Source organism: Crocinitomix algicola (assembly GCF_001661595.2).
Taxonomy (GTDB): Bacteria; Bacteroidota; Bacteroidia; order Flavobacteriales_D; family Crocinitomicaceae; genus Crocinitomix; species Crocinitomix algicola.
Genome location: NZ_LYPF02000002.1, coordinates 193548 through 205981 on the forward strand (window position 1 = coordinate 193548; position 12434 = coordinate 205981).

A 12434-nucleotide genomic window follows, 5' to 3' on the forward strand; every position below is an offset into this window, starting at 1 on the left:
GATGCACAAATTTAACATCATTCCATTTGTAATGGCCTTATTATTTAGAATTAATTCTAGATTTATTTATGCCTTAGACGGCTTAACTCCTAATTGTTTTAACATTCTGCCGTGGCTTCTTATTGCACTAAAGAACGTTGGTTCAGAATAATATGGTACACCAAATTCTTCTGCTGTTTCCTTTACTATTTTTGATAGCTTCTTGTAATGCACATGGCAAATATTGGGAAATAAGTGATGCTCAACTTGATAATTTAATCCGCCTACTAACCAATAAAAAATTCGACTTTTAGGAGCAAAGTTTGAAGTTGTTTCTAATTGATGGATTGCCCAGTTATTTTCAATAGTCAAGTCTCTTGTTGGCTCTGGGAATTCAGTATCTGGAACAACATGAGCAGGTTGAAAAATTACGGCTAAAGTGAAACCTGCAATTAAATGCATCATAATGATAAAAATCAATAATTGCCACCATGCGATATCCAGGAAAATTAAAGGGAGAATTACTATGTATAAGTAGTAAACAGCCTTTGTTATTAGAAGCTCAGTTAAGAGTTTGCCAAATTTTTCGTTTTCCGTTTGGGTCAGCCCCATTTTTTTATAGCGAAATAACTGTTGAAAATCTTTTGTTGTAATCCACATTACTGTCATTAAGCTGTAAAAAAACCAAGCATAAATAAATTGAAAACGGTGAATTGGAATGTGCTTGTCTTTTGGTGAGAACCGAAGGATTGATAAGGCAGGTGACACATCTTCATCATACCCATGTACATTTGTGTAGCTGTGATGAAGAATATTATGTTGAATTTTCCATGTCGGGGCATAGCCTCCAACTAAATTAACAATTCTACCTATTATTCGATTGACACTTTCTTTTTTAGAATAAGCACCGTGATTGGCATCGTGCATTACTGATAAACCAATACCGGCTATTCCAAACCCCATGAACGCCCAACACATGGCAATTAACCAAATATTGGTAATAACACCTGTCATCATTAAAACGTAAGGAGTGAAGTACAGTAATGTCATGAAAGCCGTTTTGATTTTCATGTTTGTATTTGCGTATTTCGAAATATTATTTTCTTTAAAGTACGCACGTACTCTTCGCTTTAATGTTGAATTGAAATCTCGTCCAATTTTATGCGAAAATTTGATGGGTTTAAGTTTATTGGTATTATTCTCCATTGAATGATTTTAGTTGCGAATCCTTACAAATATATAAACTTGAAGGAATTAATTGTTACTCAATTAAACTGACTGTTTGATTTATAACAGAAAATTTAATATTTTATTGTTTTAAATATTACTTTTTACTGTCGCTTTTGCCGTAGGTTTTCCAAGGCGTTGAAGCATTTTATAGTGACTTTTTACCGCGCTTAAAAAAGTTGGCTCCGAATAATAAGGAAGGCCAAATTCAAGTGCTGTCTCACGGACTATTTTTGATAAATTACGGTAGTGAACATGACAGATGTTTGGAAACAAATGATGTTCGACTTGATAATTCAACCCTCCAATAAACCATTGAAAAATGCGGCTGTTTGGTCCAAAGTTTGAAGTAGTTTCAAGTTGGTGTATCGCCCAGTTATTTTCAATTTCGCCATTTTTATTTGCTACAGGGAAGGATGTTTCCGGTACCACATGAGCCAAAATAAAAACGATAGCCAAACTAAATCCTGCAATCAAATGTTTTAATAATAAAAACAAAAGGATTCCCCACCATGGAACATCAATAAAGATAAGAGGTAACACTAAGATGTAGCCAAAATAAATAACTTTGGAAAGTAAGAGCTCTGTTAATAGAGGGCCAAATTTTTCACTTTCTGTTTTCGTTAATCCCATTTTTCGATACCTAAAAATCTGCTGGAAATCTTTCACGGTTATCCAAGATACGGTCATGAAGCTATAGAAGAACCATGCATAGAGGAATTGAAAGCGATGAATTTTACGGTATTTATCGTGTGGCGTAAATCGAATGATAGGTACAGGTTGATCTACATCTTCATCGTACTCATGAATATTGGTATAAGTATGATGAAGTACATTGTGTTGAATTTTCCAGTTTGGAGCAAATGTTCCAACTAAATTCATCACTCTTCCTAGAAGATAGTTTGTGCGCTTATTTTTCGAGTAGGCACCGTGGTTGGCATCATGGATAATTCCCATGCCAATTCCTGCCATACCAAATCCTATTAATGACCAACAAATTGTCATTGCCCAGATGCTGGTAACAACACCTGTAATCATTAAAAAATATGGAACAAAATAAAGAGACAGCATGAAAACTGTCTTTAGTTTCATGTTGAAGTTTGCATATTTGGAGATATTATTATCCTTAAAATATGCTCGAACTCGCTTTTTGAGAGTGGAATTAAAATCGCGCCCAATTGTATGTGAAAACTTGATTGGTTCAAATACAGGTTTGGATTCTGATTTAATATTTGTGTTATTCATGGTTTGTAAAGATATAGTTTTTTCGGGTTAATCATGTACCCAAAAAAGCACTTACCTTAAAAATACCATAAATGGGTGATTCAAATCAACCTAAATTTATTTTCTATTTTTTTGTCGTTGACGCTCTTGTTGTAGCTTTTGAGCTTCTTCTAATCGCTGTTGGAATTTAGATTTACCTTTTTTCTTTTTAGGATTTGCTTTGTTTGATTCAATTTTTGCAAGAATCTTATCTTCATCTAACATGAATTTTTTAATTGCAAACATAATTCCAATTGTCATCAAGGTAGAGATAAAATAATAATAACTCAATCCAGAAGCATAACTGTTGAAGAAGAAAATCATCATGACAGGAAAGAAATACATGATGTACTTCATATTAGGCATTCCTTCCATTTGCGGTTGTTGCATATTACTACTATTATAATGCGTGTACAACAATGTTGTCGCAGCCATTAAAAGTGTAAATAAACTGATGTGAGCTCCATAGAAAGGAATCTCAAAACCAAAGTTTAAGATAGAGTCATATGTTGACAAATCTTCTGCCCATAAAAAACCTTCTTGACGTAAAGCTATTTCAGCGGGGAATAAGCGGAAAATAGCAAATAGAATAGGCATTTGGATTAACATGGGGATACATCCAGCCATGGGAGAAACACCTGTTTCTCGATAAAGAGCCATCGTTGCTTGCTGTTTTTTCATGGCATCTTCTTTCTTCGGGAATTTTTTGGTAATCTTTTCGATTTCAGGTCTTAGTACTTTCATCATTGCTGACGACTTATACATTTTGTAGTTGACTGGGCTCAATAATAGTTTAACAAAAATCGTTAAGAATAAAATTGCAATTCCTGCGCCAATCCCCATATTCATTAACCAGCCAAAAATAGGTCGCATAAAATACACGTTAATCCATCTAAAGAGTCCCCAACCAAGATCTACGATATCTTCTGATCCATTGCCGTATTCAGCTAAAATATCATAATCGTTTGGACCAAAATACCATTTCATTTCAACCGTGTTGTTAAAATTACTTACACCTAAATCCAGGTTAGATTTGTAGTGTTTAATGTATGTCGTATCCGATTCCGGTAAGTTCAAGATTTCAATTGTTGAGTTTTCATCTCCTTTAAAACCATTTTCACTCATTAAAATGGCAGAGAAATAGCTCTGTTTAAAAGCAACCCATGCTGTTTTTTCTTCTAATACTTCGTCATCATCCCCGGCAATAGATAAGTAGTCGTATGAATCTTCATTGTATTTAAAGAAAATCGTACTTACACGTTGTTCTGAAGGCAAGTGCTTTTCTGTCGATAGCAATTTAAAATCGGTATTAAAAAAAGTACTGGAAGCATCATCTTCGTTAAACCCCGTAAATGAAACATCAAATTCAACGTCATAATGATTTTCCGATAAGGCATAGCGATAGGATACCGATTTGCCAGATGGATTGATCATATCAAGAATTACAACGTCTTTATTTTGTTCTCTAACTTTAAAATCAAAGTTATTGGCGTTTAGTATTTCTTCTCCATCTTTAAAGGTAACGCCGTATGTCGATTGGCGGTCAAATAATTGCAAGGGAGCTTCATTTTCTTTTATAAAATCTGCATACGTATTGTACTCTTTTAGGTATACAGCTTGGATGTTCCCACCTTTGTTTGAAATGTCTACAGCAATTTTATTATTCTCTAAACGAATGGTTTTTTCTTCAACTGATATCTGCTCTAGCAAAGGAACCGCATCGAGTTTTTTAGTAAGAAATGTATCAAGATCTAAAACGGTGTCTTTATAATGATATTGACCGATATTGTTTGTCAATTGTATGCCGTCTTCATTTAATACAGGGACAAGATTATTTATTGGCTCTACGATAGTTTTACTCGGCGTAGTATCTAATTGTTCAATTGAATCATTTTCAGAGGTTAGAGTGTCCGTTTGAGCGTTAGCCGTCTCTGAGTTTTCAGGTTGACTTGGATTGAAATAACTAAATGCAAAAAGAATTGCTCCAATAATAAATAATCCAATAATTGATCTTTTATCCATGCTGTATTAATTTGGCCTATTTTTAAATTAGGCGGTGCAAAAATACGATTTATATTGTTTTTTGCACAAGGATTGCGGTTTTAATAAATTCTTAGCCCTATTGACGAATAAAAAAGGATGATATTTTAAATCATCCTTTATCTATTATTGTTTATTTTTAAGTGCTGCCTTAACGAAGGCTAAAAATAACGGATGTGGCCGCTCTACAGTACTTTTATATTCGGGATGAAATTGTGCTCCAACAAACCAAGGATGATCAGGAATCTCTACAACCTCTACGAGACCAGTTTCTGGATTTTTCCCAGTTGAAATCATTCCATGCTTTTCAAATTCCTCGAGGTATTCACCATTGAATTCATAGCGATGGCGATGACGTTCTTTGATAATCTCTTCTTCGTAAGCCTGTGCTATATTTGATCCATCTAGAAGTTTACACTTGTATGCCCCCAATCGCATAGTGCCCCCTTTGTTGGTAATATCCTTTTGATCTTCCATAATAGTAATTACAGGATATTCACAATTGTCTGATATTTCCGTTGTGTGTGCATCCTTCCAGCCAATTACGTTACGGGCAAATTCGATTACTGCACATTGCATTCCAAGACAAATTCCTAAAAACGGAATCTTATTCTCTCTAACATATTGAATGGCCAAAATTTTTCCTTTAATTCCTCTAGAACCGAATCCTGGAGCAACTAAGACACCATCCAAAGCTGATAATTCATTGTCAATATTATCACCATTTAATTTATCTGAATGTATCCATTTTAAATCAACCTCACATTCATTATAGGCGCCAGCATGAACAAATGATTCAATAATTGATTTGTATGAATCCTTTAATTCAATGTATTTGCCCACTAATCCGATAGTTATTTTTGATTTAGGATGAGCAAGTTTGTCTAAAAATTCTTTCCATTCTTTAAGTTCTGGATTTCCTTTAGAAGGTAGGTCAAGTTTTTGAAGAACAACCTTGTCCAATTCCTCCTGTTGCATAATAATTGGTACTTCATAAATAGATGAAGCGTCTATAGATTCTATTACTGCTGTTGGATTTACATTACAAAATCGTGCGATTTTTTTACGAATAGTGTTGTCCAAAGGATGCTCAGTTCGACAGACTAAAATATCGGGTTGAACGCCTAGTTCCAGTAATGATTTTACGGAGTGTTGTGTAGGTTTGGTTTTTAATTCTCCAGCTGCGCGTAAAAACGGAACTAAAGTAAGGTGAACAACAATACAATCGTCCGGATATTCCCACATCATTTGTCGAACTGATTCGATATACGGTAAAGATTCAATATCTCCAACCGTTCCACCAATCTCTGTAATTACAATTTCATAATCTCCTGATTTTCCCAAGATTTGAATTCGATCTTTGATTTCATTGGTTATATGAGGGATAACTTGAACAGTTTTACCTAAAAATTCCCCTCGTCGTTCTTTGTCCATAACAGACTGATATATTCTACCAGTTGTTACATTGTTTGATTGTGAGGTGGGAACATTCAAAAAACGCTCATAATGTCCTAAGTCAAGGTCTGTTTCAGCACCATCATTAGTCACATAACATTCCCCATGCTCATATGGGTTTAATGTTCCTGGATCAATATTGATGTAAGGGTCAAGTTTTTGGATGGTTACTGTGTAACCTCGTGCTTGAAGAAGTTTTGCTAATGAAGCTGAAATAATACCTTTACCCAGTGAAGAAGTAACCCCGCCGGTTACAAAGATATATTTTGTTGAATTGGACATAATCTTAATTTGTAACTACGGGGAGCAAAGGTAGTGGAAAATTAAGTCCTATCAAGTATAAAAATGAAGAAAAAATAATAAAGTTTAGAATGTGGTGGCTATAAGGTATTTGTAGTCCGTCAAAAAAGTGAAGCCTGGAACTAATTTAACTCTTCTTGAAGGCCAATCATTTTAAGCAGGGATACCGCACATTCTATTCCTTTATTGCCATGCTTTCCGCCCGAACGATCAATGGATTGCTGTTTGGTATTATCTGTAAGTACGCAAAATGAAATAGGTGTATTATATTCTAAAGTGACGTCCATAATTCCCTTAGTAGCTCCTTGACAAACAAAATCAAAATGTTTTGTTTCTCCTTGAATAACACATCCAATCGCAATTACTCCATCCAACTCCTCATCATGTTCAAGTAAATATTGACAGCCAAGGGGCAATTCAAATGTGCCTGGAACATTTTTAACGAGAATATTTTCTCGTAATACGCCGTTTTCTGTCAAAGCTTCTAATGCACCCTTTAAGAGGTTAGAGGTAATATCATTGTTCCATTCAGATACAACAATGCCGATTCGAAAATCGGCACCATTAGGAATATTTCCTATTTCGTATTCTGATAAGTTTTTATTTTCTGTAGCCATTAGTTTTCTACTCTTGCAATATATTTATCAATATCAGTCGCTTCTTCACTTTCTGGCCAATCATTTTTAATTTTCAGATAAGCATTTAATGCATCTTCAGGCTGGTTTAAGGCTTCATAAGTTAAGCCTGCCTTTTTTAAATACATCGGTGAAGTGTAATCATTTTGTTCACGAGCAGCTGCTTTTTCAAAATAATTTACTGCGTCTTCATTTTGGTCTAGTTCAACATAACAATCTCCTTTTAATCCCAAAACAAGTGACCCCATCATTACATCGTCAAAATCACATTCATCTAGGTATTCAATTGCTTCTTCAAAGTTTCCTGCTTTCATAGCTCCAATTGCAAGAGTATAGTTTGCAATATTACCACCTGAAGTTCCGCTATACTCATCTGCTACGTCCAACATTCCGTCAAACATTTCATTTCCGTTAGCCGCCAATTGCATAGAATCTTTTTCAAATTCATAAAACGCTGGCCAATAAGCTTCTTGGGATGCTATTTCGTTTGGTTCTGCAACAAGCTTCTGATAACCTATAATACCTAACACAACTACAACAATGGCTCCACCACCAATCATAATTGCATTTTTGTATTTGTCAATAAAATTCTCTGTTGAAGTTAATGCTTCTACTTCTTCAATCTGTGATTCTCTATTTTTCTTTGCCATTGCTTCTTTTCAAAATATCATGCAAAAGTAATTTTTTTTTGATTCAAATTGATATAAAATGTAGATTTTTGTGAATTCAAGAACAAGAATACTATTCTTTATGCTAAAACGACTGACAATTCGACAACTAATTTTACTGTCAACCGCCCTTTTTCTAATGGCTTTTTTAGTTTTTGGAATTGGCTACAGAACTGATCGAACAGCCTTTCTTACTTTTTTCTTGCAGTACGTTAGTCTCTTCATTTTATTCTACATGGTTTGGTTAAATCAATGGAATTTCAATTTTTATTTCTTTTTGTTGTTAGCCCTGGGCTTGAGGTTGGTTTTGTTAGGAGCAATTCCTGAATTGTCGAATGACTTTTATCGTTTTATTTGGGATGGAGAATTAATCACGCAAGGTAAAAATCCTTTTGCCCAAAAACCTGAAGAGATTATTAGTAATTATGCCGTTTATGGAAGTGATTATAAGAGGATGCTGTATTTGGGGATGGGGAGCTTATCACAGGAGCATTATTCTTGTTACCCTGTTTTGAATCAGGTACTTTTTGCTATTCCTGCATTTTTCTCAGAAACTATAATGGGTAATATTTTTGGGTTAAGAATAATCGTAATTCTTGCTGATCTTGGCGCGATTTATTTTGCAAAAAAAATTGCAAATCACTTTAATCTTTCTATTCATGCTATTTGGCTGTATTTTTTAAACCCATTTGTTATTCTTGAATTTACCGGAAACCTCCATTTTGAAGGTGTAATGGTGTTTTTTCTATTGGCCGCCATTTATTTTATTTTAAAGTTTAATTGGATATTGGCAGGTGTTTTCTTTGCCTTGGCAATTCATATAAAATTAATTCCTTTAATGCTTTTACCTTTTGTTTTAAAGAAATTAAAATGGCGCTTTTCCATCGGTTTTCTAGCAGTAGTTACTCTTGTTTTAATGGTTGTTGGTGGTATGATGCTCAACGTACAATATTTAGCGAATATGTTGGATTCTGTTAACGAGTATTTTGTTCGTTTTCAATTTAACGCCAGTGTTTTCTACATTATTCGAGAAATTGGATTTGCAACGGTTGGCTGGGATCCTATTCAATTTGTTGGCCCTATTTTATCTTTATTGGCAGGAACAGGCATTTTAATATTGGCTGCCTTTAAAGCCTATCACAATGATCTTGATATGGTAAAAGGCATGTTGTTTGGATTAATGATTTATTACTTTTTGGCAACAACCGTTCATCCGTGGTATGTTGGAACGGTTCTGGCTCTTTCAATGTTTACGCAATACAAATTTGCGCTAGTCTGGTCGCTGGTTGTTATGTTATCTTATTCGGGGTATATGAACCCTACCATGGTAGTTGAAAAACCATACTTGTTAATTGCTGAATACCTTGTTGTTATCATGATTATGTTCTATGAAATTAGAAAACATACTGATAAGAAGAATTTTGGTCTTCAGTTAAAATCCTTCTTTGGTTCTCTGTAAATTTTAAAGGCATTCCTTTTTTTTGGGTTAAATTTGCAGACATGAAAAAGGCAGAGTTTATTCCGATTAATCGAACTAAAATGATTTTGTTAACTGTATTGTATGGTTTAGCAGGGTTAATTGGTTTTTCCATGTTTTATTATGGAGGATTCGCTTTTGAAACAGTTCCTCACGGTGTTTTTAAAGGATTATCCCTTGTTGTTTTACTTTTTTTTGCTGTGGTAGCAGGAACGTTTGCAAAGCGTGTAAAGAACAGTGATGCAGGACTTGAAATTAATAGTAAAGGCATAACTGATACCAGTAGCTCAATAAGCCTAAGTTTAATTCCCTGGAAGGATATCACTAAAATTGAAACCTATCGGTCAGCGTCGGCGAAATACATTCTTGTTCATGTAAAACAACCAAACAAATACCTCGAAGGTGCTAAGAATAGTGCAATTCGAAAACTGTTAACGCAAAATGTGCAACAGTTTAAAACTCCCGTAGTTATTAATGCGGGAATTCTAAAAACAGATTTGAATGATTTGTCGGGAAAGTTAAAAGCTCGATTAAAGAAATAAGTTTATGAAAGTAGATATATTGGCTATTGGAGCACATCCAGATGACGTTGAATTGTCAGCGTCTGGGACATTGATTCATCATATAGCGATGGGTAAAAAAGTAGCATTGTTAGATTTAACCGAAGGTGAACTAGGGTCAAGAGGTACAGTCGAAACGCGCTACCAAGAAGCAAAGGATGCGGGAAGTATAATGGGAATTTCCAATCGAGTTAACCTTAATTTAGGGGATGGATTTTTCGATTTATCAAAAGAAAATAAATTAAAAATAATTCAGCAGATTCGATTTTTTCGACCGGAGGTTGTTTTCGTAAATGCTTATACGGATAGACACCCGGATCATGGCAAAGCTGCAACTTTAGCCAAGGAAGCTTGTTTTTTGTCTGGTTTATTAAAAATTGAAACCGAGTATAAAGGTCTAAAACAAGAAAAATGGAGGCCAAAGGCTGTTTATGGTTATATTCAAGATCGTTATCTAAAACCTGATTTTGTTGTAGATATTACCCCTTATGTCGAACAAAAAATGGAATCAATATTAGCTTATAGAACGCAGTTTTATGATCCCGAATCATCCGAGCCAAATACACCTATCTCAGGGAAAGATTTTATTGATTTTTTAAAAGGAAGGTGGGCACAATTTGGTCGTGAAATTGGAGTGCCTTTTGCTGAAGGTTTTACAACGGATCGAACGATTGGAATTAATAATGTTTTAGATTTAAAATAAGATGAATTTAATCGATAGAGATAGGGCTTTTGTTTGGCATCCTTTTACTCAGGCTCAAATTGCACCTACACCAATTCCAATAATCAAAGCGAAAGGTGTATGGTTGTTTGCAGAAAATGGCAAGAAATATATTGATGCAAATTCAAGCTGGTGGACTATTAACCACGGGCATGGTAATCAGTATATTGCGAATGCCATTCACAAGCAGTTTTTAGATATTGATCACGTTATTTTTGCAGGAGCAACTCATCCAAAAGCAGTTGAAGTAGCAGAACGTATTGTAGGGGCTTTGCCTAATGGTTTTCAGAAGGTTTTCTTTTCAGATAATGGATCTACTAGTGTAGAAGTTGGTATTAAAATGGTGTATCAATATTGGTATAATAAAGGCCAAACTAAAAAACGATTTTTAGCGATTGAAGGTTCGTATCATGGAGATACTTTCGGAGCAATGTCTGTTGGTCAACGGGGGTACTTTAATAAGCCATTTGAACATTTGTTTTTTGACGTAGATTTTATTCCATTTCCGACAGAAGAAAATATTGATGAAGTTCTTTTAAAAATAGAAGACTTTTTTGCTACGGATGAATTTGCTGGTTTCATTTTTGAACCGCTCGTTCAAGGAGCGGCGGGTATGAGGATTTATCAACCCGAATGGTTAAACGCATTCGTAAAATTAGCAAAAAAACATGGCGTTTTAACTATTGCGGACGAAGTGATGACTGGCTTTTATCGTACAGGAAAAATGTTTGCGATTGATCAAATAGAGGAGGTGCCTGATATTGTTTGTTTATCAAAAGGTGTTACGGGTGGAGTCATGCCTGTCGGTTTGACTGTCGCCAGTCAAAAAATTTATGATGCTTTTTTATCTGATGATACTTCAAAAGCACTGTTGCATGGACATTCTTTTACTGGAAACCCATTGTCTTGTGCAGCTATATGTGCTTCCCTCGATTTGTTTGAAAAAGAAGAGGTGAGAGAAAATATACGTGCATTAGAGAAGGATCATCATGATTTTGTTCGTGAACATGTTAATCATTCTAAATTAAAAGCTGCTAAAGTGATGGGGACAATCTTGTCCTTGGAGGTTGAGGATGATCATGAAAGTTCTTATTTTTCTTCAATTCGCGAAAAAGCGTACAATTACTTTTTAGAAAACAACATTTTATTACGGCCACTAGGTAATATCATCTTTTTCAATCCTCCTTATTGTATTACTAAAGAAGAAAGGAATCATGTTTATGGTCATATTTCTAAATTTTTAGATGCTTTATAAAACTAATCGAGCCTGTAAAAATTAGACAATAAAAAAGCCACTCTGATTTGAGTGGCTTTTTTTAGTTCTGTTTTGTAATGATTTGGTTAGCAACCTCCATTTACAACATCGTCATAATAATTCATGAAAATCTCGTCGTCTTCGTACCATTGCTTTACCTGATTCAATAACTTTTTAGCATTGTCACAAAGTCTATTTTGAACCATATAATTACAGTATTCTATTACTCCCAAACGCATCATTTCAAAGTCAATATCTCTCCAGTCTTCAACGCTTTCAACTAAATCTAATTTTTCCTGTCCTTTGTTAAAGCTTATTTTTGCTCCACCTTTATCTTTAATTTGATATTGACAAGCGGCTAACAAATAGTACGATCCAATATCTGTTGGGTCCATACGTTGTAATTTCATCACTTTACCTCTAAGTCGGCTGTAGTCTTCAATATCAACCATGTTTTTAATCTCCTCAACAATATATTCTTTTAACTCAGTAAAGTATGCTTTTTCTCTATCGTAAACTTCTCCAGTCTTATCTTTTTTTATTGCTTTACCGGCATCCCCAATGGCATCATTAAATGCTTTCGGAAAATCTTCTTCATATTGTTGGTCTTTAGACATCTCAAAATTTGCTTTTGAAGAATATAAATATGGCCAAGGATCATTTTTCGTGTCATCATTACCCATATACTTTTCTGCTTTGCTAATTAGCTTTTCGTAATTACCATCTGCATAATAAATAAGCAGGTCGTCATAATATGGCGGCTGCGTATTCGCATTAAATGCAAATGTTGTAAGTATTAGGAATAAGAATAAATTTTTCATAATCATTGTCATTTTTTTCAATTATAATTCAAA

Annotated in this window: 11 protein-coding genes; 4 read left to right on the forward strand and 7 right to left on the reverse strand. The window is 34.5% G+C overall.

The features are described 5' to 3' along the window. Window positions 1-66: 66 nt before the first annotated feature. From A8143_RS02480 to A8143_RS02505, 6 genes are all read right to left on the reverse strand, one after another. On the reverse strand, window positions 67-1185 hold the full coding sequence (locus A8143_RS02480; RefSeq protein WP_066755763.1) for a fatty acid desaturase family protein: 1119 nt from the start codon (window positions 1183-1185) through the stop codon (window positions 67-69). A gap of 111 nt (window positions 1186-1296) precedes the next feature. Beyond that, window positions 1297-2451: a fatty acid desaturase family protein gene (locus A8143_RS02485; protein ID WP_083261181.1), complete on the reverse strand. Its 1155-nt coding sequence runs from the start codon at window positions 2449-2451 to the stop codon at window positions 1297-1299. A gap of 96 nt (window positions 2452-2547) precedes the next feature. Then, window positions 2548-4491 carry a membrane protein insertase YidC gene (gene yidC, locus A8143_RS02490; protein ID WP_066755766.1) on the reverse strand — a complete coding sequence of 648 codons (1944 nt, stop codon included), beginning with the start codon at window positions 4489-4491 and terminating at the stop codon, window positions 2548-2550. A gap of 144 nt (window positions 4492-4635) precedes the next feature. Next, complete coding sequence (locus A8143_RS02495) at window positions 4636-6246, reverse strand: CTP synthase (RefSeq protein ID WP_066755769.1); 1611 nt, start codon at window positions 6244-6246, stop codon at window positions 4636-4638. Between the two features lie 140 nt (window positions 6247-6386). Continuing rightward, window positions 6387-6881, reverse strand: coding sequence for a 6,7-dimethyl-8-ribityllumazine synthase (gene ribH, locus A8143_RS02500; protein ID WP_066755777.1), 495 nt, complete (start codon window positions 6879-6881; stop codon window positions 6387-6389). Continuing rightward, window positions 6881-7549, reverse strand: a complete 669-nt coding sequence (locus A8143_RS02505) for a tetratricopeptide repeat protein (protein ID WP_066755780.1) — start codon at window positions 7547-7549, stop codon at window positions 6881-6883. Before A8143_RS02505 ends, ribH begins: the two co-directional genes overlap by 1 nt. 70 nt (window positions 7550-7619) lie before the next feature. On the opposite strand from A8143_RS02505, the gene A8143_RS02510 reads away from it, so the two are divergent. The 4 genes from A8143_RS02510 to bioA are packed head-to-tail and all read left to right on the forward strand — an operon-like array spanning window position 7620 to window position 11580. Next, a complete protein-coding gene (locus tag A8143_RS02510; RefSeq protein WP_139134246.1) occupies window positions 7620-9026 on the forward strand; it encodes a glycosyltransferase family 87 protein in 1407 nt (468 codons plus the stop codon). Between the two features lie 41 nt (window positions 9027-9067). Continuing rightward, window positions 9068-9586: an STM3941 family protein gene (locus tag A8143_RS02515; RefSeq protein ID WP_066755786.1), complete on the forward strand. Its 519-nt coding sequence runs from the start codon at window positions 9068-9070 to the stop codon at window positions 9584-9586. 4 nt (window positions 9587-9590) lie between these two features. Continuing rightward, on the forward strand, window positions 9591-10307 hold the full coding sequence (gene bshB1 / locus A8143_RS02520) for a bacillithiol biosynthesis deacetylase BshB1 (protein ID WP_066755789.1): 717 nt from the start codon (window positions 9591-9593) through the stop codon (window positions 10305-10307). 1 nt (window position 10308) lies between these two features. After that, a complete protein-coding gene (gene bioA / locus A8143_RS02525) occupies window positions 10309-11580 on the forward strand; it encodes an adenosylmethionine--8-amino-7-oxononanoate transaminase (protein ID WP_066755792.1) in 1272 nt (423 codons plus the stop codon). A gap of 86 nt (window positions 11581-11666) precedes the next feature. On the opposite strand, the gene A8143_RS02530 is transcribed toward bioA, so the two are convergent. Further along, window positions 11667-12401, reverse strand: a complete 735-nt coding sequence (locus A8143_RS02530) for a hypothetical protein (protein ID WP_139134247.1) — start codon at window positions 12399-12401, stop codon at window positions 11667-11669. Between the last annotated feature and the right edge of the window lie 33 nt (window positions 12402-12434).

Bases quoted from the DNA above. Each gene is read 5' to 3' on its own strand.
- A8143_RS02505 (WP_066755780.1), bottom strand. From the start codon at position 7,549: ATGGCAAAGAAAAATAGAGAATCACAGATTGAAGAAGTAGAAGCATTA.
- ribH (WP_066755777.1), bottom strand. From the start codon at position 6,881: ATGGCTACAGAAAATAAAAACTTATCAGAATACGAAATAGGAAATATT.
- yidC (WP_066755766.1), bottom strand. From the start codon at position 4,491: ATGGATAAAAGATCAATTATTGGATTATTTATTATTGGAGCAATTCTT.
- A8143_RS02530 (WP_139134247.1), bottom strand. From the start codon at position 12,401: ATGAAAAATTTATTCTTATTCCTAATACTTACAACATTTGCATTTAAT.
- A8143_RS02515 (WP_066755786.1), top strand. From the start codon at position 9,068: ATGAAAAAGGCAGAGTTTATTCCGATTAATCGAACTAAAATGATTTTG.
- A8143_RS02480 (WP_066755763.1), bottom strand. From the start codon at position 1,185: ATGGAGAATAATACCAATAAACTTAAACCCATCAAATTTTCGCATAAA.
- bioA (WP_066755792.1), top strand. From the start codon at position 10,309: ATGAATTTAATCGATAGAGATAGGGCTTTTGTTTGGCATCCTTTTACT.
- bshB1 (WP_066755789.1), top strand. From the start codon at position 9,591: ATGAAAGTAGATATATTGGCTATTGGAGCACATCCAGATGACGTTGAA.
- A8143_RS02485 (WP_083261181.1), bottom strand. From the start codon at position 2,451: ATGAATAACACAAATATTAAATCAGAATCCAAACCTGTATTTGAACCA.
- A8143_RS02495 (WP_066755769.1), bottom strand. From the start codon at position 6,246: ATGTCCAATTCAACAAAATATATCTTTGTAACCGGCGGGGTTACTTCT.